The 24,600-nt window shown below is 66.0% G+C and carries 25 protein-coding genes; 9 read left to right on the top strand and 16 right to left on the bottom strand.

The genetic code is table 11. From position 1 onward, the window contains the following. Nucleotides 1–108 precede the first annotated feature (108 nt). Nucleotides 109–2,289, top strand: coding sequence for a M3 family metallopeptidase (locus tag JHC81_RS02120; protein ID WP_292170001.1), 2,181 nt, complete (start codon nucleotides 109–111; stop codon nucleotides 2,287–2,289). Between the two features lie 62 nt (nucleotides 2,290–2,351). Here the strand turns inward: JHC81_RS02120 and JHC81_RS02115 are convergent, their stop codons facing one another. Together JHC81_RS02115 and ppc are read right to left on the bottom strand one after the other, a co-directional pair. After that, nucleotides 2,352–2,657, bottom strand: a complete 306-nt coding sequence (locus JHC81_RS02115) for a UrcA family protein (protein ID WP_292169998.1) — start codon at nucleotides 2,655–2,657, stop codon at nucleotides 2,352–2,354. Nucleotides 2,658–2,794: 137 nt separating this feature from the next. Then, the gene (gene ppc / locus JHC81_RS02110) at nucleotides 2,795–5,491 is read right to left on the bottom strand and encodes a phosphoenolpyruvate carboxylase (RefSeq protein WP_292169995.1); all 2,697 of its coding nucleotides are present in this window, start codon (nucleotides 5,489–5,491) and stop codon (nucleotides 2,795–2,797) included. Between the two features lie 355 nt (nucleotides 5,492–5,846). Here ppc and ffh point away from each other — a divergent pair, with 355 nt between their 5' ends. The 3 genes from ffh (at nucleotide 5,847) to rimM (ending at nucleotide 8,600) form a co-directional block, all read left to right on the top strand. After that, complete coding sequence (gene ffh, locus JHC81_RS02105) at nucleotides 5,847–7,373, top strand: signal recognition particle protein (RefSeq protein WP_292169992.1); 1,527 nt, start codon at nucleotides 5,847–5,849, stop codon at nucleotides 7,371–7,373. Nucleotides 7,374–7,400: 27 nt separating this feature from the next. Next, complete coding sequence (gene rpsP, locus JHC81_RS02100) at nucleotides 7,401–8,003, top strand: 30S ribosomal protein S16 (protein ID WP_292169989.1); 603 nt, start codon at nucleotides 7,401–7,403, stop codon at nucleotides 8,001–8,003. 72 nt (nucleotides 8,004–8,075) lie between these two features. Continuing rightward, nucleotides 8,076–8,600: a ribosome maturation factor RimM gene (gene rimM / locus JHC81_RS02095; RefSeq protein WP_292169988.1), complete on the top strand. Its 525-nt coding sequence runs from the start codon at nucleotides 8,076–8,078 to the stop codon at nucleotides 8,598–8,600. Here the strand turns inward: rimM and JHC81_RS02090 are convergent, their stop codons facing one another. The 7 genes from JHC81_RS02090 to JHC81_RS02060 all read right to left on the bottom strand — a co-directional run bounded on the left by JHC81_RS02090 (nucleotide 8,601) and on the right by JHC81_RS02060 (nucleotide 14,374). Beyond that, a complete protein-coding gene (locus JHC81_RS02090; RefSeq protein WP_292169985.1) occupies nucleotides 8,601–8,780 on the bottom strand; it encodes a YegP family protein in 180 nt (59 codons plus the stop codon). A gap of 108 nt (nucleotides 8,781–8,888) precedes the next feature. After that, the gene (locus JHC81_RS02085) at nucleotides 8,889–9,710 is read right to left on the bottom strand and encodes an enoyl-ACP reductase (protein WP_292169982.1); all 822 of its coding nucleotides are present in this window, start codon (nucleotides 9,708–9,710) and stop codon (nucleotides 8,889–8,891) included. A gap of 59 nt (nucleotides 9,711–9,769) precedes the next feature. Further along, entirely contained in the window at nucleotides 9,770–10,966 is a 1,197-nt protein-coding gene (locus tag JHC81_RS02080; protein WP_292169979.1) for a cation:proton antiporter, read from the bottom strand. A 130-nt stretch (nucleotides 10,967–11,096) separates the two neighbouring features. After that, nucleotides 11,097–11,948, bottom strand: a complete 852-nt coding sequence (locus tag JHC81_RS02075; RefSeq protein WP_292169976.1) for an alpha/beta fold hydrolase — start codon at nucleotides 11,946–11,948, stop codon at nucleotides 11,097–11,099. Nucleotides 11,949–11,965: 17 nt separating this feature from the next. Next, nucleotides 11,966–13,195, bottom strand: coding sequence for a beta-ketoacyl-ACP synthase I (gene fabB / locus JHC81_RS02070; RefSeq protein WP_292169973.1), 1,230 nt, complete (start codon nucleotides 13,193–13,195; stop codon nucleotides 11,966–11,968). A gap of 61 nt (nucleotides 13,196–13,256) precedes the next feature. Continuing rightward, complete coding sequence (fabA, locus tag JHC81_RS02065) at nucleotides 13,257–13,790, bottom strand: 3-hydroxyacyl-[acyl-carrier-protein] dehydratase FabA (RefSeq protein WP_292170205.1); 534 nt, start codon at nucleotides 13,788–13,790, stop codon at nucleotides 13,257–13,259. A gap of 74 nt (nucleotides 13,791–13,864) precedes the next feature. Then, entirely contained in the window at nucleotides 13,865–14,374 is a 510-nt protein-coding gene (locus tag JHC81_RS02060) for an SH3 domain-containing protein (RefSeq protein ID WP_292169971.1), read from the bottom strand. A gap of 84 nt (nucleotides 14,375–14,458) precedes the next feature. Here JHC81_RS02060 and JHC81_RS02055 point away from each other — a divergent pair, with 84 nt between their 5' ends. Then, a complete protein-coding gene (locus tag JHC81_RS02055; RefSeq protein WP_292169969.1) occupies nucleotides 14,459–15,445 on the top strand; it encodes a D-glycerate dehydrogenase in 987 nt (328 codons plus the stop codon). A gap of 78 nt (nucleotides 15,446–15,523) precedes the next feature. After that, a complete protein-coding gene (locus JHC81_RS02050) occupies nucleotides 15,524–17,554 on the top strand; it encodes an alpha/beta fold hydrolase (RefSeq protein WP_292169967.1) in 2,031 nt (676 codons plus the stop codon). On the opposite strand, the gene moeB is transcribed toward JHC81_RS02050, so the two are convergent. Together moeB and JHC81_RS02040 are read right to left on the bottom strand one after the other, a co-directional pair. After that, nucleotides 17,555–18,295 carry a molybdopterin-synthase adenylyltransferase MoeB gene (gene moeB, locus JHC81_RS02045; RefSeq protein WP_292169964.1) on the bottom strand — a complete coding sequence of 247 codons (741 nt, stop codon included), beginning with the start codon at nucleotides 18,293–18,295 and terminating at the stop codon, nucleotides 17,555–17,557. Nucleotides 18,296–18,352: 57 nt separating this feature from the next. Continuing rightward, nucleotides 18,353–18,742, bottom strand: a complete 390-nt coding sequence (locus JHC81_RS02040; RefSeq protein ID WP_292169961.1) for a BLUF domain-containing protein — start codon at nucleotides 18,740–18,742, stop codon at nucleotides 18,353–18,355. Between the two features lie 142 nt (nucleotides 18,743–18,884). Here JHC81_RS02040 and hslV point away from each other — a divergent pair, with 142 nt between their 5' ends. Next, nucleotides 18,885–19,442 (top strand): ATP-dependent protease subunit HslV, encoded by a 558-nt coding sequence (hslV, locus tag JHC81_RS02035; RefSeq protein ID WP_292169959.1) that lies wholly within the window; start codon nucleotides 18,885–18,887, stop codon nucleotides 19,440–19,442. After that, the gene (gene hslU, locus JHC81_RS02030) at nucleotides 19,442–20,743 is read left to right on the top strand and encodes an ATP-dependent protease ATPase subunit HslU (protein ID WP_292169957.1); all 1,302 of its coding nucleotides are present in this window, start codon (nucleotides 19,442–19,444) and stop codon (nucleotides 20,741–20,743) included. Before hslV ends, hslU begins: the two co-directional genes overlap by 1 nt. A 37-nt stretch (nucleotides 20,744–20,780) precedes the next feature. Here the strand turns inward: hslU and JHC81_RS02025 are convergent, their stop codons facing one another. Further along, entirely contained in the window at nucleotides 20,781–21,068 is a 288-nt protein-coding gene (locus tag JHC81_RS02025; RefSeq protein ID WP_292169954.1) for a hypothetical protein, read from the bottom strand. Nucleotides 21,069–21,211: 143 nt separating this feature from the next. Here JHC81_RS02025 and mmcB point away from each other — a divergent pair, with 143 nt between their 5' ends. Continuing rightward, on the top strand, nucleotides 21,212–21,655 hold the full coding sequence (mmcB, locus tag JHC81_RS02020) for a DNA repair putative endonuclease MmcB (RefSeq protein ID WP_292170204.1): 444 nt from the start codon (nucleotides 21,212–21,214) through the stop codon (nucleotides 21,653–21,655). Here the strand turns inward: mmcB and JHC81_RS02015 are convergent. The 4 genes from JHC81_RS02015 to JHC81_RS02000 all read right to left on the bottom strand — a co-directional run. Next, the gene (locus tag JHC81_RS02015) at nucleotides 21,640–22,116 is read right to left on the bottom strand and encodes a hypothetical protein (protein WP_292169952.1); all 477 of its coding nucleotides are present in this window, start codon (nucleotides 22,114–22,116) and stop codon (nucleotides 21,640–21,642) included. The genes mmcB and JHC81_RS02015 overlap by 16 nt on opposite strands. A 12-nt stretch (nucleotides 22,117–22,128) precedes the next feature. Continuing rightward, the gene (locus tag JHC81_RS02010) at nucleotides 22,129–23,091 is read right to left on the bottom strand and encodes a magnesium transporter CorA family protein (protein ID WP_292169950.1); all 963 of its coding nucleotides are present in this window, start codon (nucleotides 23,089–23,091) and stop codon (nucleotides 22,129–22,131) included. Between the two features lie 30 nt (nucleotides 23,092–23,121). Continuing rightward, nucleotides 23,122–23,670, bottom strand: a complete 549-nt coding sequence (locus JHC81_RS02005; RefSeq protein ID WP_292169947.1) for a CHAP domain-containing protein — start codon at nucleotides 23,668–23,670, stop codon at nucleotides 23,122–23,124. 37 nt (nucleotides 23,671–23,707) lie between these two features. Beyond that, the coding region (locus JHC81_RS02000) for an acyltransferase (RefSeq protein ID WP_292169946.1) at nucleotides 23,708–24,600 on the bottom strand (893 nt) is incomplete at its 5' end.

The following is a 24,600-nucleotide window of genomic DNA, read 5'->3' as shown; positions in this document are numbered from 1 at the left end:
GTCGGGGCCGCGCGACGTCCACGTTCAAGATTTCGACCCTGTCATGTGACACATCCGTCGCAAACGGCTTATGTAGGGTTCAGACCCCATGAAATACCGGAGCTTCTTATGCACAGACGCCAACTCCTCATCGCCGGGGGCAGCCTTCTGGCGCTGTCGGCCTGCGCCTCCAACGGCATGTCGATGAACGGTGCCGATGCCCCCAGCGCGGCGTCCCTGGCCGAGGAGGCGCGCATCGCCCGGGCCGTCCTGCCCGCCCAGACCCCACGCGCGGAACTGCTGCAGCCCTGGACCGGCCCGTACGACGGCGTGCCGCCGTGGGACAAGGTCACGGCACCCAAGTTGCGCGAGGCGATGATCGAGGCCATGGACCTGGCCCGCGCCGACGTGGCTGCCGTCGCCAACAATCCCGAGCCGCCGACCTTTGCCAACACCATGGTCGCCATAGAGCTGTGGGGCGCGCCGCTGGACCGGATAGTCAACATCTACAGCGTGATGACCGGCAACATCGGCGGCGAGGCCTATGACGCGGTCGACACCGAAATGTCGCCCCTGCTGTCGGCCTTCTTCGACGAGATCAACTTCAACGAACCACTGTTCCAGCGGGTCAAGACGGTCGCCGACAACGCCGACGCCATGGGCCTGAGCGCCCAGCAGAAGCGCCTGGCCGAGCGCAGCCGCGACAGCTTCATCCGCTCCGGTGCCAATCTGGACGCCGCCGGCAAGGCCGAGCTGGGCCGGATCAACACCGCCCTGTCCACCGCCTTCACCCGCTTCGGCCAGCGCGTCGTCGCCGACGAAAACACCTGGACGGTCATTCCGAACGAAGCCGGCGTCGCCGGTCTGCCCGCCTCGAACAAGGCCGCCGCAGCTGCGGCCGCTCGATCGCGCAATCTGCAGGGCTGGGTCATCGTCAACACCCGCTCGGACGTCGATCCCTTCCTGACCTTCGCCGATGACCGGGCCCTGCGCGAGCAGGTCTGGCGCAAGTTCGTCAACCGTGGCGACAACGGCGGGGCCAACGACACCAATGCGATCATCGCCGAGATTGTGGCCCTGCGTGACCAGCGGGCCAAGCTGCTGGGCTATCGCAACCATGCCGAACTGCGCATGCAGGACACCATGGCCAAGACGCCCGCGGCGGCCATGTCCCTGATGAACCGGGTCTGGGCCCCGGCCAAGGCCCGCGTGGCCGAAGAGGTCGCCGACATGAAGGCCCTGGCCGGTTTCGACATCGAGCCGTGGGATTACCTCTACTTCGCCGAGAAGGTCCGCAAGGCCAAGTACGACCTCGATCAGAACGAGCTGAAGCCCTACTTCGAACTGAACGCCGTCCGCGCCGGCTCCTTCGCCATGGCCGAGCGTCTGTATGGCTTCGAGTTCCGCCCGCTGGCCAAAGGCACGGTGCCGACCTTCCATCCCGACGTGGAGGTCTATGAACTGTACGACAAGCCCACCGGTCGCCTGATCGGGCTTTACTACGTCGATGACTATGCCCGTCCTGGAAAGCGGTCGGGTGCGTGGATGACCACCTATCGCTCATTCTCGACGCTGGACGGCTCCAAGGCGATCCTGGGATCGAACAACAACAACTTCACCAAGGCCGAGCCTGGCCAGCCGGTGCTGATCTCGCTGGACGACGCCGAGACCCTGTTCCACGAGTTCGGGCACACCCTGCATTACTACAGCTCCAATGTGACCTATCCGTCGTATGGCAATACGCCCCGCGACTTCGTGGAGTATCCGTCACAGGTGCACGAGCACTGGGTGCTGTCGCGTCCAATCCTGGACGGCTTCCTGAAGCACAACGAGACCGGCCAGCCCATGCCCCAGGCGCTGGTGGACAAGGTTCAGGCCGCGTCTACCTTCAACCAGGGCTATGCCACGGTCAGCTATCTGTCCTCGGCCCTGGTGGACATGGACCTGCATACGCAGGCCACGCCGCCGACCGACATCGACGCCTTCGAGAAGGCTTCGCTGGAACGCTATGGCATGCCAAAGGAGATCGTGATGCGGCACCGCCTGCCGCAGTTCAATCACCTGTTCACCTCGGACGCCTATTCGGCGGGCTACTACAGCTATCTGTGGTCCGAAACGATGGACGCCGACACCTGGGCCTATTTCGAGGAATCGGGCGACGTCTTCAATCCCGAAATCGCCGGCCGCTTCAAGTCGATCATGCTGGCCCCGGGCAACACCACGGACCGCGCCGAGGCCTACCGCGCCTTCCGCGGACGCGACCCCGACGTGGCGGCACTGCTGAAGGTCCGGGGCTTCCCGACCAACTAAGTCGGTCAGGCCGAGAGAAGAATGGGCCCGGTGGAGCAATCCCCCGGGCCTTTTTTCGAACCCTACACCTGGTTCGCACCGCGAGCGCGGGCATAGTCCTGACGGCGCGCGACCGGCAGGGCATCCATAAGATCGTTGCGAACCATCGCGCGGCAGCGATGCACCTGAAGCCCCAGACCCCCGGCGCAGGCCGAACGTGCGGCCCGATCAATGCGACGGTCGAGGGCGGCGGCACCTGCGACCGTCGAGATGTCCAGATCGCCGATACGGACCTGAACGCGACCGTCGGCCATCACGGTGGAGTGGGCGATGGCCGGGCTGGATACAGCAGCCAGAATCAGGACGGAGAGAGAGATAAGCGTCTTCATGGCGAACTCCTGCGGAGGTCAACGTCGCTCTTGGCGGCGACGCAGCGGGAGATACCGACGGTCTGTGGCAGTGGCTTTCGACTTCCAAGTCGGAACGGCGACGTCTTCGTTAAATCGCCGACACGCTTGGCCCAGCTTCAGCCGCTGTTGCGCAAACCCGCGGCCACGCCGTTCAGGGCCAGCAGAATTCCCTCGCGCACCCGAGGATCATCGTCACCGTTCCTCCGTCTACGGATCAATTCGATCTGAACGTGATTCAATGGCTCGACATAGGGCATGCGCAGACGGATCAGGCGGTCCAGTTCCGGCTGGCCGCCCAGCAAACGGTCCTGCCGGGTGATGGCCAGCACTGCCGCGTGGGTCCGCTCCCACTCCTGCAGCAGCGCCCCATAAACGCGGTCGGCCAGCGCCCTGTCCGGCACCAGCGAGGCATAGCGGCGGGCGAGGGTCATGTCCGCCTTGGCCATCACCATCTCCATGTTCTGGATCAGGGTGCGGAAGAAGGGCCAGTCGCGGGCCATGGCCTGAAGCTCGTCCATATCCTCGCCCGCAATGGCCGACCCAAAACCGAACCAGCCGGGCAGCATGACGCGTGACTGGCTCCAGCTGAAGACCCACGGAATGGCCCGTAGATCCTCGATCGCGGTGGAGGATGTCCGCGACGCCGGACGCGAACCGATCTTCAGGTCGGCAATCTCGGCGATCGGTGTGGCGGCGCGGAAATAGTCGACGAAGCCCTCTGTCTCGTACACCAGCGCCCGATAGGCCGACATGGAGGCCGTGGACAGTCGCGCCAGGGTCGATCCATGCCGCCGGGTCAGGTCCGCATCCGGCGGCGGGGCCAGCGACGCCAGCAGAACACCACAGGTCAGGGCATCCAGATTGCGCCGCGCCACTTCCGGCTCGCCATATTTGTTGGCGATGACTTCGCCCTGTTCCGTCACGCGGATGCGACCCGCGACCGTGCCCTCCGGCTGGGCCAGGACGGCCGAAAAGCTGGAGCCGCCGCCGCGCCCCACCGCCCCGCCGCGACCGTGGAACAGCTGAAGCCGAAGCCCGGCCTTGTCGGTGACCTCCAGCAAGGCCCGCGACGCCTCATGCAACTCCCAGGTCGAAGTCAGGTAGGAACCGTCCTTGTTGGAGTCCGAATAGCCGATCATGACTTCCTGAACGCCGCGGGCCTTGGCGACGGCGAGGGCCGATGGCGCTTGCAGCAGCCGATCCAGCGTCGAGCGCGCGGCCCGCAGATCGTCGATCGTCTCGAACAGCGGCACCGCCTGGATGGGACAGGCCTCGGGCGCGCCGGGTCGATACAGCCCGACCTCCCTGAGCAGCAGATAGACCTCCAGCAGATCGGACGCCGCATCGGTCTTGGACACCACATGGGTGCGGATCGCCTGTGGCCCGAAGTCGGTCAGCGCCCGGGCCGCCGCCTCCAGAATGGCCCGCTCCTTGAGCGTTTCGGACTGATACTCCGCGTACGGATTGAACAGGGGCCGCGTTGACGCCAGTTCGGCCTCCAGCAGGCTCAGCCGCGCCGCCTCATCGAGCGCTTCATAGTCATCGCACACCCCGGCGACCTTCAGCAGGTCCGCCACCACCCGCGCATGGACGTCCGAGTTCTGACGCATATCCAGCGTCGCCATGTGAAAGCCGAACACATCGACCGCAGCGATCAGCCCGGCCAGGCTATCGTCGGCAAAGACGCGCCCGTGGTTGGCGACCAGGCTGTCGTGCAGCACCGCCAGATCGGCGCGGAACGCCTGCGGCCCGTCGTAGGGAGCGGCCTCGAAGGGCGCGGGACGTGGCGCGGGGCGGCCGGTCAGCCTGAGGTGCGTCGCCGACAGCCGCGCATAGATCTGGCTCAGCGCCCGGCGGTAGGGTTCGTCTGCCCTGTGCGGTGAAGCATCGCCGGAGCCTTGCGCCAGCGCTGCCAGTTCGGGCGACACGGTCGCCAGCGATCCCGACAGGCTGAGTTCCGCCCCCAGCGTGTTCACCTCGTCCAGATAGAAGCGCAGCACCGCCCGCGCCGCCGTCGCAAAGGCCGCCTTCAGCGCCGCTGCATCGACATTGGGATTGCCGTCCCGGTCGCCGCCGACCCAGGCCCCGATCCGGATGAAGGGGGCCAGATCGGGCGCGTCCAGGCGACGGCGCCAATCAGCCAGCTGTGCCGGCGCGACCTTGAGGAAGATGCGCTCCAGAAACGACACCACCGTGTCGATCTCGTCCTGCACTACCAGTCCCGTCTGGCGCACCAGTCGCGTGGTCCACAGGATGGTGGCCTGCCTCCGCAATCGGTCGTTCAGCACCTCGGGCGAACAGGCGTCTCCCTCGCGATCGCAGGCATCCAGCAGGTCCGATACGGCCGTGATCCGGTCGATCACGCTCTTGCGCCGCACCTCGGACGGATGGGCGGTCAACACCGGCGATATGAGCGCCTCATCCAGCAGAGCCTTGGCATCCTCCCGCGATCGTCCCGCCGCCTTCAATCGCTCCAGCGCACCCTCCGGCGTATCGGCCCGGGCCCCGGCAGCGCTTTGATCCTTCGCCCGACGCTTGCCCGCGCGATCTTCCGCGACATTGGCCAGCAGGGAGAAGGCCGCGAACCCATGCGCCAGCCCCACCGCCTGATCCAGCGACAGTTCGGCCAGCAAGGCCTCAAGGCGGGACGCATCCTGCGAGCCCGCATCGCGGTGATAGGCGACCGAAGCCTGCCGCACCGCCTCGATCCGGTCGTACAGATCCTGCCCGCCCTCGTCGCGGATCACCTCGCCCAGAAGCCCGCCCAGCAGGCGGACTTCATCACGCAGTCGGTCGTCGGCGGCTTGCATCATGGCTTGTTCTCTCAGCGGGGAGGCTGGAGCGGCCACCGTATCAGGGGTTTTCAGCCTGGCCATGGCAAACGGTGGCCCTGAAACGGAGTGTGTGATGCGCAACCTGATCGACCAGAGTCGACAAGCCGCCGCTTTTCCCCCATAAGCCGCCGCTTCCGACGCAAGTGAACCTCGCGTCTCCTCCCACACGACCCCTGACAGTTCAGGACGAGGTGGGCGAGAACCCTCCGCCGACGTGATCGTCGCCGGGGGCCGTTGTCGTATGGAGCCGTTTCGCCTGCGAAGGGCTGGTGGCCCATTGTTCTGGATTCAGGTCGTCCCGCCCTGAAGCGAAAATGGTCTGACGAGGTAGTGAATGTTCGAGGCTCTGAACGAGCGACTGTCAGGCGTCTTCGACCGGATCACCGGTCGCGGTGCCTTGTCCGAAAAGGACGTGACGGAGGCGATGCGCGAAGTGCGCGTGGCCCTGCTCGAGGCCGACGTCGCCCTGCCGGTCGTCAAGGACTTCATCGCCTTCGCGACCGAGCGCGCCACGGGCGAGGACGTCATCCGTTCGGTCAAGCCGGCCGATCAGGTGGTCAAGATCGTCTATGACGGCCTGGTCGAGATGCTGGGCGGCGAAGAGCCGACGCCGATCAATCTGAATGCCGCCCCGCCCGCCGTCATCCTGATGTCCGGCCTGCAAGGCTCGGGCAAGACGACGACCTCGGCCAAGCTGGCGCTGCGCCTGACCAAGTTCGACCGCAAGAAGGTCATGATGGCCTCGCTGGACACGCGTCGTCCGGCGGCGATGGAACAGCTGGCCACCCTGGGCAAGCAGATCGAGGTCGCCACCCTGCCGATCGTGGCGGGCGAGAGCCCCGTCCAGATCACGCGCCGGGCGCTGCAATCGGCCAAGCTTCAGGGTTTCGACGTCCTGATCCTGGACACCGCCGGTCGCATTACGCTGGACGAAGCCCTGATGGCCGAGGTGGCCGAGGTCGCCGCCATCGCCAAACCGGTCGAGACCCTGCTGGTCGCCGACAGCCTGACCGGCCAGGATGCGGTTCGTACGGCCCGCGCCTTCCATGAGCGCCTGCCCCTCACGGGCCTCGTTCTGACCCGCGCCGACGGCGACGGGCGCGGCGGGGCCATGCTGTCCATGCGGGCCGTCACCGGCCTGCCGATCAAATACATCGGCGCGGGCGAGAAGGTCGATCAGCTCGAAGTCTTCGACGCCCGCCGCGTCGCCGGTCGCATCCTGGGTCAGGGGGACATCGTCGCCCTGGTCGAAAAGGCGTCGCAGGACCTCGACGCCTCCAAGGCCGAGGCCATGGCGCGCAAGCTGGCCAAGGGCCAGTTCGACCTGAACGACCTGGCCGCCCAGCTTCAGCAGATGAAGCGGATGGGGGGCCTGCAGGGGATCATGGGCATGCTGCCCGGCGTCGCCAAGATGAAGGCCCAGATGGCCGATGCGAACATCGACGACCGCATGATCCTGCGCCAGGAAGCCATCATCTCCTCGATGACCAAGGTCGAGCGCAAGAAGCCCGACCTGCTGAATGCGTCGCGCAAGAAGCGGATCGCGGCGGGGGCTGGGGTCGAGGTGCAGGACGTCAACCGCCTGCTGAAACAGCACCGCCAGATGGCCGACATGGTCAAGTCCATGTCCAAGGGCGGCGGCAAGGGCCTGAAACTGATGGCCGCCATGATGGGCGGTCTGGGCGGCGGTGCGCCTGGCGGGGCCGACATGGCCCGGCTGAAGGCCATGGGCGGCGGCAAGCTGCCCGACACCGACGCCGAACAGATGAAAGCCCTCCAGGACCGCTTTGCGGGTCTGGGCGGCGGACAACTCCCGGGGGGGCTGCCTGGCCTGCCCGGCCTACCCACCAAGAAGAACTGACTTCGATTTCCTAGAAAGAGACTGAAAATGCTGAAGATTCGTCTGGCCCGCGGTGGTGCCAAGAAGCGCCCCTACTACTACATCGTCGTTGCCGACAGCCACTCGCCGCGCGACGGCAAGTTCATCGAGCGCGTCGGCACCTACAACCCCATGCTGCCGCGTGACGGCGAGCAGAAGCGCGTCGTGCTGAAGGCCGACCGCATCGCCGAATGGCTGGGCAAGGGTGCTCAGCCCACCGACCGCGTCGCCCGCTTCCTGAGCCAGGACGAGACCCTGGCCGACAAGGTCAAGTGGACGCAAGGCAACAACCCGAACAAGGCCCAGCCCGGCAAGAAGGCCCAGGAACGCGCCGCCGAGCGCGCCCAGCGTGAAGCCGACCGCGCCGAGGCCGAAGCTGCCGCCAAGATCGAGGCTGCCGAAGCCGCCGCCCGCGCCAAGGAAGAAGCCGCCGCTGCCGCTGAAGCCGCCAAGAACGCGCCGCCGGCTGAAGAGCCTGCTGCCGAAGAGGCCCCGGCTGCTGAAGACGCGCCCGCTGCTGAAGCCGCCGCGGAAGAGGCTCCGGCCGAAGCCGCCGCTGAGGACGCCCCGGCTGCTGAAGAGCCTGCCGCTGAAGAGAAGACCGAGGCCTGATCCGCTTCGATCCTGCTATATGAGACAAGGGCGGCGTCGGATGGCGCCGCCCTTTTGCTGTCGGAGCCCGTCATGACGGATCAGAAACTCATCCTCGTCGGCCAGGTCGCCGGCGGGTTCGGCGTCAAGGGCGAGGTGCGGGTGACCGCCTATACCGCCGACCCCATGTCGCTGCTGGCCTATGGCCCGCTGCTGCGCGCCGACGGCAGCGTCGGCCTGACCCTGACCAGCGCCCGGCCCGAGAAATCCGCCATCGTCGGACGCGCCAGGGAAATCACCACCAAGGAACAGGCCGACGCCCTGCGCGGGCTGAAGCTGCACGTACCGCGCGACCTGCTGCCCGCCCCTGACGAGGACGAATTCTATCTGACCGATCTGATCGGCCTGGAGGCCCGCGACCCGGACGACGTCGTTCTGGGCACTGTCAAATCCGTCCAGAATTTCGGGGCCGACGACATGCTGGAGATCGCGCCCGCCGAGGGTGGCCAGACCTGGTACCTGCCCTTCACCCGCGACTGCGTCCCCGACCTGCACATCGCCGACGGCTGGCTGAGGGTCGTTCGTCCCGTCGAGATCGGCGAGCGCGAGCCGGACTGATCAATCCGTCGTATCGTCGATCGGCGCGTCAGGGCCATTCTTCTTGATCGACTCTATGGCGTTCTTGGCTGACGCCTTGGACGCATAGCCTTCGGTCGAGAACATGGTCTCGCTGTTGTGCTTGAAGCGGACTCGAAACTCGCCAGCCTTGTCTTTGTAGATTTCGAACTTGTGGGCCATATGACCACTCCCTCGTTTGGACACGGTGAAGCTGGCACACCCATCAGGGGCGTCAACGCTCAAATGTCGGCTATCATACACAGGATCGTGAGACTGCCGCTGTGTCGATCAACCCTCTTCGTCCGCCGTCATGCCCATCATGTGGAAGCCGGCGTCGACGTGGACGACTTCGCCCGTGGTCGAGAGGCCCAGATCCGAGCACAGCCACAAGGCGGCCCCGGCGACGCCCTCCATGGAGGTGTCTTCCTTCATGGCCGACATGGCGCGACCTTGCGCGATCATGCCGCGACCGCCCGAGATGCCCGCCAGCGACAGGGTGCGCATGGCCCCGGCCGAGATGGCGTTGACGCGAATGCCCTTGGGCCCCAGGTCGCGGGCGATGTAGCGGGTCGCGGCTTCAAGCGCGGCCTTGGCCACGCCCATGGTGTTGTAGTTCGGAATGGCCCGCTCCGACCCCAGATAGGTCAGGGTGACCAGGCTGCCGCCGTTGGGCATCAGCTTCGATGCGCGTTTGGCGACATCCACGAAACTGAAGGCCGAGATGTTCATGGCCAGCAGGAAGCTGTCACGGCTGGTGTTATCGACAAAGCTGCCTTTCAGCTCGTCCTTGTTGGCGAAGGCGATGGCGTGGACGACGAAGTCGATGGTGCCGAACTCGCGCTCCAGCTCCTCGAAGGCCTTGTCCATGGAGGCGTCGTCGGTGACGTCGGCCTGGATCAGCAGCTTGGCCCCGACGCTTTCGGCCAGCGGACGCACCCGGCGCTCCAGCCCCTCGCCCAGATAGGTGAAGGCCAGCTCGGCACCCTGGGCGGCCAGTTGCGAGGCGATGCCCCAGGCGATGGAGTTGGCGTTCGCCACCCCCATGATCAGGCCCTTCTTGCCCTTCATCAGTTCACCGGTGGGCATGATCCAGGCGGATTCGGTGGCCATCATATGTCTCCTCGCAATCGAAGCGGAGAGTTAGCAGGGGCTGCAGGAAGGCGAAAGCCTCAGGCCGTCTTCGCCGTCCGCCACTTCGCCAGACGCTCCAGAAGCGGCGTCGCCGTCACACCATGGATGATGATGGACGCCAGGACGATGAAACCGACAAGGGCCCACAGCCGCTCGCTGTCTCCGAACTCGCCATGGTTCAGCCCATAGGCGACATAATAGATCGATCCGACGCCGCGTATGCCCAGAAAGGCCAGCAGCACCTTCTCTCGGAACGGCTGGGGCGCGCCGATCAGCGACAACAGCCCCGCGACCGGTCGCACGATCAGCAGGATGACCAGCGCCACCGCCACATCGATCCAGGTCAGGCTGGCCAGCAGGCCATTGGCCAAGGCCCCGCCGAACAGGACCAGAAGCAGCATCATCAACAGGCGCTCGATCTGATCCGACAGGTCGTGCATCTCCTCGTGGAAATCGTGGTCCCGCTCCCAGTTGCGGATGGTCACCGCCGCCACGAACACCGCCAGAAAGCCATAGCCATGCGCCAGCTCGGTCACCGCATAGGCCAAGAAGGTGGCGGCCAGGGCAATCAGGCCATCACCCAGATGCGACAGCTGGCGACTGGAATCTCGGAACAGCAGCCAGCCGAAAGCGGCCCCGACCAGCCAGCCCATGCCCAGCCCCGCGGCGATCTTCCAGCCCACCTTGACCAGCCCCCAGTCGATCAGCCCCTGGCTCGTCGCCAGTCCGCCCACCGACGCCAGAATGGCCAGGTGCACGAAAGGGAAGGCCAGGGCGTCGTTCAATCCCGCCTCCGACGTCAGACCGAACCGCACCTCGTCCTCCTCGCCGGATCCAGGCGGGCCGACCTGCACGTCCGAAGCCAGCACGGGATCGGTCGGGGCCATGGCTGCGCCCAGCAGCATGGCCATCGGCAAGGCGAGGCCCAGGCCCCAGATACCCAGCAGCAGGACCGCCCCGATGGTCAGGGGCATGGCGATGGCCAACAGCCGCCAGGTCACGTTCCAGCGTTTCCATCCCAGCTTTCGATCCAGCTTCAGCCCGCAGCCCATCAGGCTGATGATGACGACCAGCTCCGTCAGCTTCTCCGTTACCGTGTCCCAGGTCCGCGGATCAGGATTGAAGGCCAACAGCCCGCTGGAGAAGACAACGACGCCCACGCCCACGCACAGGATCGCCAGCGTCAGCGGTAGACGCTTCAAGCCCACTGGTGCCCAGCTGACCAGCAGGATCACCAGACCTAGACCGAGCAGGAACAGAATGTAGGGATCGAATGTCAGCTAGCAGCCTCCTCAGGTCGCGCCCGTGCACGATGGTGACGCAGACGTTTCGTAGCGGGATCGGTTCCGCGCCCGTCGTTCGCCGCTAAGAGCTGGCCTCGCATCCGATGTTAGCTCGGTCAGCATTGGTGACAACCGCATCGATCACGGTTGACCAGATTGGTGCAGGAAGCTCATGGCCGACACCGTCCAGCACCATCAGCCGCGCGTCGGGTATCAATGCCGCCAATGCCTGTCCGTGCTCGACCGGCGTGACGGGATCACTGTCGCCGTGAATGATCAGCGTCGGCATGCGCAACGTGGCTGCCCCGCCGGGATGTTGCGTGTCGTAACTGGCATGGTTTAACGCGCTGGCGCGATCCCGGGCGCGATTGAACTCCGCACGCGCCAGCTCCGTATGGGCCGGTTCATCGAAAGGAAACCGGTCGCCCCGCATACGGCGCGCCCCCTCGACATGGAAAGCGACGACTGCGTCTTCGTCGGTCCAGTCCTGCGGCATGGCCGACATCAGGAAGTTCAGCAGATCCGCGTCCATTTCCGGCAACCCCGGCACGTCGTCCAGAGGTCCCGCCCCCCATATTGTCAGGCTGGCGACGCGGTCCGGCTGGGCGATGGCTGCTGCCTGCACCAGATAGCCCCCCATGGAGAAGCCCACGAGATTGGCGCTCCGAATACCGAAGCCATTCAGCACGCGGAAAACATCCTGTGCCAGGTCGCTCAGATCATAAGTCGCCTGGCCGAGGCCATAGGTGGTCGAGCGGCCGATATCGCGGTGATCATAGCGAATGACATGAAACCCTCGCTCAGCCAGTCGCTCACAGAAATCCTTTGGCCACCACAGCATGGAAGCCTGAGCCCCCATGACCAGAAGCAGAGCAGGCTGAGCCGGATCGCCAAAGTCTTCAGCGCACAGATCAATACCGTCGGCGTGGATCATTCGCTCCGGCATCCCGATCACACCTTCGACAGGATCAGCGTTCCGTTCGTGCCGCCGAAGCCGAAGCTGTTGGACATGACGTGTGTTAGCTCGCCGTCGTGACGTTCACGCAGGATGGGCATGCCCTCGAACTCGGGGTCGAGGTTTTCGATGTGGGCGCTTTCGGCGGCGAAGCCGTGTTTCATCATCAGCAGGCAGTAGATGGCTTCCTGTGCGCCCGCCGCGCCGAGCGAATGGCCCGTCAGCGACTTGGTCGAGGAGATCATCGGCATCTGGTCGCCGAAGACGTTGCGCACCGCCCCCATCTCCTTGCTGTCGCCTACCGGCGTCGAGGTGCCGTGCGGGTTCAGATAGTCGATCTTAGGATTGCCGGCCATTTCCAGCGCGATCTTCATGCAGCGCTCGGCACCCTCGCCCGACGGCGCGACCATGTCGTAGCCGTCGGAGTTGGCCCCATAGCCGGTGACCTCGGCATAGATGGTCGCGCCGCGCGCCACCGCCCGCTCGTATTCCTCCAGCACCACAATGCCCGCGCCGCCCGCGATGACGAAGCCGTCGCGGTCCTTGTCATAGGCGCGACTGGCGACCGAGGGCGTGTCGTTGAAGTTCGACGACATGGCCCCCATCGCATCGAACATGTTGGACATCGACCAGTCGATGTCCTCCACGCCGCCGGCGAAGACGACGTCCTGCTTGCCCCAGGCGATCTGTTCCGCCGCCGCCCCGATGCAGTGGGCGCTGGTCGCGCAAGCCGAGCTGATCGAATAGTTGATGCCCTTCAGCTGGAACCAGGTCGCCAGAACCGCCGAAGGACCCGAGGCCATCGCCTTGGGCACGGCGAACGGCCCGATGCGCTTGGGGGAGTTCTTTTCGACGGTCGTTGCGGCCGCCTGCAGGATGACCTGGGTCGAGGGTCCGCCCTCGCCGACGATCAGGCCGATGCGGTCGGACTTGATCTCGTCGGCGGTCAGGCCGGAGTCCTTCAGCGCCTCTTCGAAGGCGATGTGACCCCAGGCCGTGCCATTGGCCAGAAAGCGGGCGGCGCGGCGATCGACGTGCGGGGCCCAGTCCTCGGCCGTGACGCCCAGCGAGGGCGGGGCCCAGACCTGGCTGCGGAAGCCATGCTGGATGTGGTCCGGCGCGGCCTTGATACCCGACTTCGCCTCGCGCAGGGAGGCCGCGACCTCGTCCTGGCCCGTGCCGATGGAGGAGACGATGCCCAGTCCGGTAACGACGACACGACGCATGGTGGTTTCCTTCAAATTTTCATCAGTCGCCGCGTTGCCCGCGGTCTGTCTGCAAATGGGGTTAGCCGGCTGCCGCGTCCACGGTCTCGCCGCCGCCGAACAGGCCGACGCGCATGTCGTTGCAGGTGTAGATCACCTGTCCGTCGGCCTCCAGCACGCCGTCGGCGATGCCCATGACCAGGCGGCGGTTGATCACGCGCTTCAGGTCGATCTTGTAGACGACCTTCTTGACGTCGGGCTGGACCTGACCGGTGAATTTGACTTCGCCGACACCCAGGGCCCGGCCCTTGCCGGGACCGCCGATCCAGCCGAGGTAGAAGCCGACCAGCTGCCACATGGCGTCCAGGCCCAGGCAACCGGGCATGACCGGGTCGCCGATGAAGTGGCACTGGAAGAACCAGAGGTCCGGATGGATATCCAGCTCGGCCTCGACATAGCCCTTGCCGTGGGCGCCGCCGTCGGCGTTGATCTGGGTGATCCGATCGAACATCAGCATCGGCGGCGCGGGCAGTTGGGCATTGCCCGGCCCGAACAGCTCTCCCCGGCCCGAGGCCAGCAGGGCTTCGTAATCGAACGACGACGGATACTTCGACAGGCTCAAGACGGCGGGCTCCGGACGGTGCGGTGTTGCCGTGGGGTTACACGACCCGCCCCTCCCGCTCAAATGATTTAGGTGGCGCGCCCCGTCCCGGCCGGGCGCGCCGCATTGCACAGGGCGCGGTCCTGGGTGCCGAAGACAGCGGACTGGCGCACCCAGCCTCGGCGGCGACCCGCCTGAACCTGGCACCAGCCCTCCTCGCATTCGTTGACCGACACCAGGGCGTTGGGCGACAGGCGGGCACGCAGGGGCGAGCCATCGGATCGGCGGGCATGGATGCCGATCTCGGCGTCCGAGCGGTTCAGGACGCTGCGGCGGCTGGACACCACGCTGCGGTGGACCCAGGCCACGGCCCCGTCCGGGTCGCAGATCTTGCGCCACTCCTTGGTCTCGGCGATCACCTGCACCGGCAGGCCGCGCGCGCGATATTCCCACAGGATGCGGTAATCCAGACCGGGGCCGTAACGGGCACGCACCTCGTCCGATTTCAGCGACAGCCAGCGCGGCACCGGCTGACCCGATGGCGTGGGCCGACCATCGGGCATGGCCTGGCCCGCGCCCGCCATTACGGCGGCACCCATGATCGCCGTGACGACAGCCAGTCTTTGGAAGCGGGAGCGTGCTTTGCTAGACACCGGATACGCTCGTTGAATCGAAGGCTGCCAATGTCCGCGCCCAAACTTAAGGTCGTATTAACCAGAAGTCTGCCGGACGCGGTCGAAACGCGGATGCGGGAGTTGTTCGATACCGAGCTGAATCTTACCGACCGCCCCATGGACCGCGCTGCGCTGGAAGCCGCCGTTCAGCGTGCCGATGTCCTGGTCCCGACCATCACCGACACCATCGACGCCGGCCTGATCGGGAGTGCAGGCGAGCAGCTGAAGATGATCGCCAGCTTCGGCGCGGGCGTGGACCATATCGATATCGACGCCGCCGTCGGGCGCGGCCTGATCGTCACCAACACCCCCGGCGTCCTGACCGAGGATACCGCCGACCTGGCCATGGGCCTGATCCTCGCCGCCAGCCGCCGCATCGTCGAGGGCGCGCAAGTGGTCGCCGACGGCAGGTTCGAAGGCTGGACCCCCACCTGGATGTGCGGGCGCAAGCTGTGGGGCAAGCGGCTGGGCATCGTCGGCATGGGCCGCATCGGCCAGGCCTTGGCGCGCCGGGCCAGGGCCTTCGGCCTCCAGGTCCACTACCACAACCGCAAGGCCGTCAGCCCCCTGATCGCCGAGGACCTGGGCGCGACCTACTGGGACGATCTGGACCAGATGCTGTCCCGGATGGACATTGTCTCCCTGAACTGCCCCGCGACCAAAGACACCCACCACCTGCTGTCGGCCGAGCGTCTGGCGCGCCTCCAGCCCCATGCCATCCTGATCAACACCGCACGCGGCGAACTGATCGACGAGGCGGCCTTGGCCGAGGCGGTCGCGGGGCGGCGCATCGCCGGCGTCGGGCTGGACGTCTATGAGAACGAACCGGCCATCCATCCGGGCCTGCTGGGCCACGCCAATGTCGTGCTCCTGCCCCACCTGGGTTCCGCCACCCTGGAGGCGCGTCAGGACATGGGCGACCGCGTCATCGCCAACATCATGACCTTCCAGAACGGCCACCGCCCGCCGGACCGGGTCATCCCGGCGATGTTCTGATAGCGGGCCATCTTGACGGAATTGCCGTCCTGAGGTCCCCTGATTGTCATTGTCCGGGGGATTTTCATGACGTGTGGTTTGAGCAAGGCGGCGCAGATTGCGCTGTCGCGTCGCATGGTGCTGGGCGGGGCGGGGGCCTTGTCCCTGTCCGGGCTGGTCCAGCCGGCACGCGCTCTGTCGGGCCAGGCCGCTGACGCCTCCACACCCTATCCGATCGACGCCTTCTTCCCCGGCCCGCACACCCGGTCCGCGTCCCTGTCGCCGTCCGGTCGGCGCATTGCGGTGCTGCAGGAGATCGGCACCGAAGACGAGCCACACGGTGTTGTCGACCTGATCGCTGCCGACGATCCCGAGGGCGAACGCAAGCGGGTAGACCTGGGCCCGATCCGCGCCGAAGCGATGGACTGGGGAAATGACGACCGCCTGCTGATCCGCGTCGCGATCACCAACAAGACGGACTCCAGATCACAGGCCGGATCGAATGTCCGCCTGCCGGGCGTCGAGTTCACTTCACGTCGTGTCATCTCGATCGGCGCGGATCGCGGCGACGTAGTCCTGTTGTTTCAGGATCAGCGCAATCGCCTGCGTCGCACCTTCGACATGGGCCGCGTCATCGACATGCTGCACAACGATCCCGATCACGTCCTGATGACGGCGTGGGAGGCCGACGGCCGGCTGGCCCTGCATCGCGTCAACATCAATACGGGCAGCGCGAGCATCATCGAGCGTGGCAACACCACGACCTATTTCTGGAATACCCAGGGCGGCGTGCCCGTGCTGCGGCACGACATCAACGCACGCGGCACGATGGAAACCGTCTTTGCGCGCATGCCAGGCGAGACGGAATGGAAGCTGTTGCGTCGGTCGCGCGTGCAGGACGCGCCCGATTTCTCGTGGATCGGCGAAACGGACAGACCCGGCACGGTTCTGGTCTCGGCCCGCGCCGAGGGCGAGGATACGGAAAGCATCCGCGAACTGGATCTGGGCAGTCTGGCGGTCGGGCCGCCGATCAGTGGCCGTCCCGGTCGCGATGTGCTGTATGGCCTGAAGGATACGGCGGGGCGCTACATGGGTGCGGCCTACTACGGTGCACGTCTGGAGTACGACTTCAGCGAGCCGGCCTTGGTGCCACTGCATGCCGGTCTGAACCGCTTTTTCGACAACGATTGCGATGTCCATCTGACCGACGTCGACGCGGATCGGAACCGCTTCATGCTGCACGTGACGGGTCCCACCGAGCCGGGCGCCTGGTTCTTCTATGACAAGACGGCCCGCGCCATCGTGAACGTCGGGGCGGTCATTCAGCTGGACATAGCGCGGCTGGGCGCGACGGAGACGGTGAGCGTGCGCACGCGCGACGGGGCAGAGATCGAGGCCTATCTGACCGCTCCGCCCGGGGGCCGGGCCGGCCCGCTGGTCGTCCTGCCGCATGGCGGGCCGGAAATCCGCGATACGCGCGCCTGGGATACGCAGGTGCAAATCCTCGCCGCCCAGGGGTGGTGGGTGCTGCGTCCCAACTTCAGAGGCTCTGGCGGTTATGGCCTGGACTTCGCCCGCCAGGGATGGACCCGCTGGGGCGAGCGCATGCAGGAGGACGTCGAGGATGCGGTGGCCCAGGTCATCTCCGCCAAGGCCCTGGACGCGGGTCGTGTGGCCATCATGGGCACCAGCTACGGCGGCTATGCGGCCCTGATGGGCGCGGTGCGCCGACCCGAACTCTACAAGGCCTGCATCGCCATCTGTGGCGTGGCCGACCTGCCCGACATGCTGGCCTGGGAAAGCCGCGAGGACGACACGCCGGGCAAGCAGATCTACGACTTCTGGACGAAGCGGATCGGCGATCCCGAGACGGCGGGTGCCAGTCTGAATCGGGCGTCACCGCGCCGCCGCGCCTCAGAGATCGCCTGTCCGGTGCTGCTGGTTCATGGCGAGGACGACGGGGTCGTGCCCGTGATCCAGTCCCGTCGGATGCGGGATGCCCTGCGCAGCGCAGGAAAGTCCGTCGAACTGATCGAAATCGAAAAACACGGCCACGCCGACTGGCCGGCCGCGCAAGAGAAGGCACTGATGTCCCGCTACATCGCCTTGCTCAAACAGGCCTTTGCCTAATCAGCCAACGGCGCAGGTCGGACAGTGCGGGTCGGCGGCGATCGTGACCACCCGGGTCGTCGCGGCAAGTCCGTCGTAGATCAGCAATCGCCCCGTCAGCGGCTCGCCCACCTGCGTGATCAGCTTGATCGTCTCCATCGCCGCCATGGCTCCGATCACGCCGGCCAGCGCCCCGACCACACCGACGCGCGCGCAGGTTTCGGCGTCGGGGGGTATGTCGGGCAACAGACATTGATAGCAGGGGCGACCGGAGAAGACGCCGACCTGCCCGCTCCATCGGCCCAGGGCACCGGAGACCAGAGGTACGCCTGCATCCACGCAGGCGGTGTTGACGGTGAAGCGGGTTTCGAAGTCGTCCGTACCGTCGATCACGACATCACAATCGGCCAAAAGAGCCGCCACGTTGTCGCTAGTCAGCCGTTCGGCCGCGGGCTCGATCAGAACATGAGGGTTTAGCGCCGTCAGGCGCTCCTCGCTGACATCCACCTTGGGACGATCCACGTCTGTGGTCTGAAACAGGATTTGCCGCTGCAGATTGGACAAGGCGACCGCGTCGTCGTCGATCAGCCGCAAGGTCCCGACACCCGCCGCCGCCAGATACAGGCTGGCCGGAGCGCCGATACCGCCGAGGCCGACAAGAGCGACGCGCGCGGCCTTCAACCGTTGCTGACCCGGCCCGCCGATTTCGGCCAGCATCAGGTGCCGGGCATAGCGTTCGATCTCGTCGTCGGAAAAGGTCACGGCTCCTGCCTAGCCCTATCGACCCCATCGGTCACGTTCGTTTGGGGTCACGCCCCATCAGGCGGCCAGGCGATAGTCCAGCATGACCTGCACATCGCCGGCGGTCAGTCGGCTGAGGGTCGTCAGGCCGGTGCGGCGCATCATGGTCGCCGGATCGCGGCACAGCGCCATGGGCTCGTGCATCAGCCGCTCGGAGATCGGCGTATCGACGATGATCCGCATCCCCGTATGACGCGGATCGACCAGCAGGCGGCGGATCAGACGGTCGATATCAACCCGCCCACCCTCGATCGCCTGGACGATCCGACCCTCATGGAACATCACGCAGCCCGACAGGTGGTCGCGGCGATTGTTGCGATCGGACGCACCCAGAATCTCGGCCAGCGACTGGGTCGAGACACCGGTCGCTCCGACAGACTCGCTCACGTAGACTACGCGATGAAGCACGACGTTCTCTCAATTCGAACATTTGTGGGGTAATTAAGTGCTTATGTAACCCGTTACATTGGTCCAAATGTGGCGTCAAAGAGACTTTGAATTCGTTCCGGTTTCGTCTTGCACGCCGCATTTCGGTCGCCATCTGAGCGGGATGACGCAGACATCCGACACCCCCTCCCCCGGCTGGCACGGCACGACCATCCTGGCGGTGCGCAAGAACGGTCGCACGGTCATCGCCGGTGACGGCCAGGTCTCCATGGGACCCACCATCGTGAAGGGGGCGGCCCGAAAGGTACGTGTCCTGGCGGGCGGCAAGGTCGTGGCCGGGTTCGCCGGGGCCACCGCCGACGCCTTCACCCTGATCGAGCGGCTGGAGGCCAAGCTGGAGCAGTATCCCGATCAGCTGGCCCGTGCCTGTGTCGATCTGGCCAAGGACTGGCGTACGGACCGCTATCTGCGCCGGCTGGAGGCCATGCTGCTGGTCGCGGATAAGAGCTCGATCTTCACCGTCACCGGCGTGGGCGACGTGCTGGAGCCCGAATACGGCGTCGCCGCCGTGGGTTCCGGCGGCAACTATGCCCTGTCCGCCGCCCGCGCCCTGATTGAGGAGACGGACCTGGACGCCGAACAGGTCGCCCGCAAGGCGATGAAGATCGCCGCAGAGATCTGCGTCTACACCAATGGCAATCTGACGGTGGAAAGCCTCTGATGACCGACCTTTCCCCCCGCGAGATCGTTTCCGAACTGGACCGCTATATCGTCGGCCAGAACGACGCCAAGCGCGCCGTGGCTGTGGCCCTACGCAATCGCTGGCGCCGCAAGCGCGTTCCCGATGAGCTACGCGACGAGGTGACGCCCAAGAACATTCTGATGATCGGCCCGACCGGTGTGGGCAAGACCGAGATTGCGCGGCGGCTGGCCAAGCTGGCCGGTTCGCCCTTCATCAAGGTGGAGGCGACCAAGTTCACAGAGGTCGGCTATGTCGGCCGCGACGTGGATCAGATCATGCGCGATCTGGTCGAGGCTGCCCTGATCATGGTGCGCGACAGCCGCCGCGTCGGGGTCAAGGCCAAGGCCGAGGCCGCCGCCGAGGAGCGCATCCTGGACGCTCTGGTCGGACCGGGATCGCAGCCCGCCACCCGCGACAGCTTCCGCAAGAAGCTGCGGGCCGGGGAACTGGACGACAAGGAGGTCGAGCTGTCGCTGGCCGACACCGCCTCACTCATGCAGGGGATGGACCTGCCCGGCGGCGGCAATGTCGGCATGATCAACCTGTCCGAAATGCTGGGCAAGCTTGGCGGCCAGCGCACCAGGACCGTCAAGCTGGCGGTCCGCGACGCCTTCGCCCCCCTGATCACCGAAGAGAGCGACAAGCTGCTCGATCAGGACAGCCTGACCCGCGAGGCGCTGCTGCTGGCCGAGAACGAGGGCATCGTCTTCCTGGACGAGATCGACAAGGTCGCCGCCCGCCAGGGCGCGTCCGGGGCCGACGTGTCGCGCGAAGGGGTCCAGCGTGACCTGCTGCCGCTGATCGAGGGCACCACGGTCTCGACAAAGTACGGCCCGGTGAAGTCCGACCATGTGCTGTTCATCGCCTCGGGGGCCTTCCACGTGGCCAAGCCCAGTGATCTGCTGCCCGAGCTACAGGGACGGCTGCCCATCCGGGTCGAGCTGAAAGCCCTGACCCGCGACGACTTCGTGCGCATCCTGACCGAGCCCGAGGCCAATCTGATCCGCCAGAACCAGGCCCTGCTTGCGACGGAGAACGTCACCCTGACCTTCACACCCGACGCTGTGGAAGCCATGGCCGATGCGGCGGTGGCGGCCAATACCACAATCGAGAACATCGGGGCCCGGCGCCTGCAGACCGTGATGGAAAAGGTGCTGGAGGAGACCAGCTTCAAGGCTTCGGACCTGGCCGGCCAGACCGTCAGCTTCGACGGCGATCAGGTCCGCCACAAGGTCGGCGACCTGGCTCGCGACGCGGACCTGAGCCGCTTCATCCTCTAGCCCTAGCGCTCGGGGACATATGTGGCTGACAATCCGGCTAATGTTTGGGCGGGTTCCATAACATTTGAATGCTGGCTGCGCCGCCTAGAAGGACCGCGGTGTGAATGCCGACCCAGGGCAGCGCTACCAGCAGGCCGGTCGAATGGATAACTGGGCCGAACAGAACAACGGTCTGAGCAGCAGTAACCACTAACGGTACGGGCGTCAGGACCTGTCCCTTGCGAAACGCCGCCAAGACGTAGACCGCGATGGCGAGCCCCCACGCCAACACGGCGACCCAGAGGAGCGGGTAGCTGAACATGACGATAGAGAGCGCGGTGGCCATCACGGCTCCACACAAACAAAGCAACCCTAGCGCTTGTCTCATTTACCTAAGCTAGGCGGTTACCAGTTCGCTTTCCAGTGCTCGCGTCGTGCGTCGCTTGCGCTGGGAACGAAGGCGGAACATAAGGGCGGGTGCCCGAGCTTCTGTCCATCGATCTGGTCTTCAGCCGACCGCAGACGACCCTGGCCGTCACGCGTGGCGCGGCGCGGCTGATGATCGACCTGGGCTATGCGCCGCTGCTGGAAGTCTGTCTGCCGAATGGGCGCCGCGCTGATGTCATGGCGATCGGGCGGCGGGGCGACATCGTCATCTGCGAGGTCAAGTCGGGGATCGAGGACTATCGCGTCGACCGGAAATGGGGGGAATACGCCCCCTTCTGCGACGCCTTCTTCTTCGCCGTCGCGCCCGAATTTCCGCAAGAGGTGCTATCGGACACGCCCGGCCTGATCGTGGCCGACGGCTTCGGCGGAGCGGTGGTGCGAGAGGCTCCGGTGACGCCGCTGGCCCCTGCGCGGCGCAAGGCCCTGACGCTCGCCTTCGCCCGACTGGGCGCGCTCAGGACCCTGCGGGATCAGCCGGCGGGCTGAGGCGCGGCCACGACCGGACCGCTTTCGCCCGCGCTCATGATCGCCGCCGTCGAGGCGGCACAGCCCGTCAGAGTCCGCTCGCCCAGTTCGACGATGGCGGTCAGGGGATAGGTCCGGTCGCTCATGCCGTCCGAGCATTCGGTGGCGGTCAGGGTGACCTTCATGGGCTGTCCGTCGCTCGCCGTGGCCTCGAACATCGCCACCGTGCCCTGCACCACCGCCGCCGGCTGCGGGGCCCGCAGCTCGCCTGGCTCGGGGCTGGTGTAGATCATGTCGGTGCCGTTCAGCTCCAGGCTCCAGAAGGGCTCTGTGCCCAGCGCGCGCACCGGTTGGCTCAGATCGACCCCGGCCAGCGTCGGCGGAGGTGCCGCGACTTCGGAGGTTTCGATCTCGGTGTCACCCGACGGTGAACAGGATACGAGGGACAGGCTGGACAGGGCGGCGAGGGCAAGCAGACGCATAGCGAATATCTCCTAGAGCCAGCCTTTGTGCCTGAACCAGGCGAGCGGGAGAAGGGCGGCCACCACCATGGCGATGAGCGCCGCGGGATAGCCCCAGCCCTGGGCCAATTCGGGCATGTGCTGGAAGTTCATCCCATAGATCGAGGCGATCAGCGTCGGCGGCATGAAGGCGACGGCCGCCACCGAGAAGATCTTGATGATCGACGACTGTTCGATGTTGATCAGGCCCAGCGCCGCCGAGAGCTGAAAATTGATCGAGGCCGCCACCGACTGGTTATGCGCGATCAGGCTTTGGGCGTCGCGGGTAAGGGAGCGCAGATGCTCACGCGAGTCCGGATGTGTCTCGATGCCGGGGTCCAGCGCGGCAAAGGCGAAGATGCGGGCCAGGCCGGACAGGCTCTGTTCGATGCGGGCATTGGCGATCTGAGCCCGGCCCAGCTTGCCGATCAGCCGGTCGAAGCCGACCGTGCGCCCGCCCGTGAAGATGTGATTGGCCACTGCCTCGACCCGCGCCCCGTTCTTGGACAGAACGTCAGAGGCGCGGTCCACGATCGCCTCCATCAGATTCAGGAAGACATCGACGCCCGTGTCGCAGGCCGACGGTTCGCGCTGCAGCTTTTCGACCATCATGGCGAAGGGCTTGGGATCGAAATAGCGGACGGTGACCAGCGGCCCACCGGTCAGAGCAAAAGTCACCGGATCGGCGGCCGGAATGTCCTCGTCCCCGCGGTGGATGATGTCGGCGGTGACATAGGTGGCCCCGTTTTCGCGGTACAGGCGGCTGGACGCCTCCAGCTCGGCCATCTCGGCCTTGGTCGGGACCGACAGGGCGAGAAACCGCTCGACGATGCGATCTTCTTCCGGCGTCGGGTCGATCAGATCGATCCAGACGGCGTTGGGGGGCAGGGTCCAGCCCTCACTGGCCACATCGACCGGTTCGCAGCGTCGTCCGTCGGAGCAGTAGATGTGGATCATGGGCCTGGTTAGCCCGACGGCGTCAGCCGATCAATTCAGACCGCTGGTGGAGGCGGAGGCCATGATCACGCCGTTACGCGACGGGCCCTGATACGGGGTCGGTCCCTCGGCGGGCGCATCCTTGTAGATGAAGCCATAGGTCGGATAGACCGAGGTGCCCAGATCGTTGATCGGATTGTACCAGACCTTGACGGCGGTCCAGTCGCCATTGGCCGAGACGTCGACGACGGTGACGTTCTCCTCGACCTGGCCGCGGCTGCCACCCCAGTTGGCGTGGGTGACGCGGATGACGCGATCGGTGACGATTTCGGAGACGACGGCGACATGGCCCCGGCTCATGCGGCCACTGGGGCGGAAGGCCAGGACCGATCCGGTCTGCGGGCGCTCGCCGGTCGCGTACTTGCCCTTGGCCTGGCCCCACCAGGTCAGGGCGTCGCCGTAGATGTTGATGCCCGAGAACATGCGGGCGAAGGTCACGCACTGCCAGTAGGGCGCATCGGCCTGAACGGAGGGTGCGGCGACCAGGGCGGAAAAGCCGAGGGTCAGTGCAACCAGGGCGGCCGAGAAGCGTTTCAGCATGCGGTGTAGTCCAGATTGTTACTGACTGTAACCAGACCTAACCGATCGTCTCCGAGGGGTGAAGACCCCTTCCGGCATTTTCCTCCTGCGTCTTCGCCGCAGCTACGCGCGCCGAACGCCGATCCGCCATCCCGCGCAAAGCCTTGCGAGCCGGGCGTTCGATCAGGTGATAGGTCCCCGCCGCCACCACCGGAATGAGCGCCACGACGCCCAACCACACGATTACGTGAAGTCGATCCTCCGCCCCCGTCGCCTTGGCGGCGAGGTTGACCCCGACCAGCAGGACCGGCGCATTGACCATGTAGATGGAATAGCTGATCTCGCCCAGATAGACACCGGCGGCAGAGGCCATCAGCCCGCCCCTGGCGTTCTGGACCGAGCCCAGCGCCAGGATCAGTCCACCCGCGAACAGGACGATGATCGGGTCCCAGAGGTTCAGCGAGGCGGCGATCACCATGCCGGCGGCGCAGGCTGCCGCGATCAAGCCTGCGCGGGGCAGGGTCCAACGCCGATGCACCAGATAGAGCGCACACCCCAGCATGAAACACGGCACGATCCGCAGCGCACCCCACAGGAAGGTTGCCTCGGTCAGGGCAAATCCGGCCAGCGGCTGGAAGATCGCATAGATCGCCAGGGCCAGACCCGCCGCCAGCACGGTCGCCAGCACGGGGCGCTCGCGCATCCGCCAGGCGACGAAGGCGAAGGCGGGAAAACTCAGATAGGCGAACCACTCCGCCGAGATCGACCAGGACGGATGGTTGAAAGCCGCCGACGGGGCCAGCCCCCAGGCCTGGGTCAGGGTGAGGTGCGCAAACAGCGAGCGCCAGTCCAGCAGGCTGTCGCTGACAGCGATCCCGGCCACTGTCGCGCCGAGACCAAGCGCGATCATGCCGAACAGGGTCGCCAGATGCAGCGGATAGACCCGCGCCA

It is taken from the genome of Brevundimonas sp., from assembly GCF_016463295.1.
Classification (GTDB): domain Bacteria; phylum Pseudomonadota; class Alphaproteobacteria; order Caulobacterales; family Caulobacteraceae; genus Brevundimonas.
This window is presented reverse-complemented; position numbering and strand designations above follow the sequence as displayed.

Excerpts from the sequence above, each read along its gene's own strand:
- JHC81_RS02120 (WP_292170001.1), top strand. The coding sequence starts at position 109 with ATGCACAGACGCCAACTCCTCATCGCCGGGGGCAGCCTTCTGGCGCTG.
- JHC81_RS02115 (WP_292169998.1), bottom strand. The coding sequence starts at position 2,657 with ATGAAGACGCTTATCTCTCTCTCCGTCCTGATTCTGGCTGCTGTATCC.
- ppc (WP_292169995.1), bottom strand. The coding sequence starts at position 5,491 with ATGATGCAAGCCGCCGACGACCGACTGCGTGATGAAGTCCGCCTGCTG.
- ffh (WP_292169992.1), top strand. The coding sequence starts at position 5,847 with ATGTTCGAGGCTCTGAACGAGCGACTGTCAGGCGTCTTCGACCGGATC.
- rpsP (WP_292169989.1), top strand. The coding sequence starts at position 7,401 with ATGCTGAAGATTCGTCTGGCCCGCGGTGGTGCCAAGAAGCGCCCCTAC.
- rimM (WP_292169988.1), top strand. The coding sequence starts at position 8,076 with ATGACGGATCAGAAACTCATCCTCGTCGGCCAGGTCGCCGGCGGGTTC.
- JHC81_RS02090 (WP_292169985.1), bottom strand. The coding sequence starts at position 8,780 with ATGGCCCACAAGTTCGAAATCTACAAAGACAAGGCTGGCGAGTTTCGA.
- JHC81_RS02085 (WP_292169982.1), bottom strand. The coding sequence starts at position 9,710 with ATGGCCACCGAATCCGCCTGGATCATGCCCACCGGTGAACTGATGAAG.
- JHC81_RS02075 (WP_292169976.1), bottom strand. The coding sequence starts at position 11,948 with ATGATCCACGCCGACGGTATTGATCTGTGCGCTGAAGACTTTGGCGAT.
- fabB (WP_292169973.1), bottom strand. The coding sequence starts at position 13,195 with ATGCGTCGTGTCGTCGTTACCGGACTGGGCATCGTCTCCTCCATCGGC.
- JHC81_RS02060 (WP_292169971.1), bottom strand. The coding sequence starts at position 14,374 with ATGGGTGCCGCCGTAATGGCGGGCGCGGGCCAGGCCATGCCCGATGGT.
- JHC81_RS02055 (WP_292169969.1), top strand. The coding sequence starts at position 14,459 with ATGTCCGCGCCCAAACTTAAGGTCGTATTAACCAGAAGTCTGCCGGAC.
- hslV (WP_292169959.1), top strand. The coding sequence starts at position 18,885 with ATGACGCAGACATCCGACACCCCCTCCCCCGGCTGGCACGGCACGACC.
- hslU (WP_292169957.1), top strand. The coding sequence starts at position 19,442 with ATGACCGACCTTTCCCCCCGCGAGATCGTTTCCGAACTGGACCGCTAT.
- JHC81_RS02025 (WP_292169954.1), bottom strand. The coding sequence starts at position 21,068 with ATGGCCACCGCGCTCTCTATCGTCATGTTCAGCTACCCGCTCCTCTGG.
- JHC81_RS02015 (WP_292169952.1), bottom strand. The coding sequence starts at position 22,116 with ATGCGTCTGCTTGCCCTCGCCGCCCTGTCCAGCCTGTCCCTCGTATCC.
- JHC81_RS02010 (WP_292169950.1), bottom strand. The coding sequence starts at position 23,091 with ATGATCCACATCTACTGCTCCGACGGACGACGCTGCGAACCGGTCGAT.
- JHC81_RS02005 (WP_292169947.1), bottom strand. The coding sequence starts at position 23,670 with ATGCTGAAACGCTTCTCGGCCGCCCTGGTTGCACTGACCCTCGGCTTT.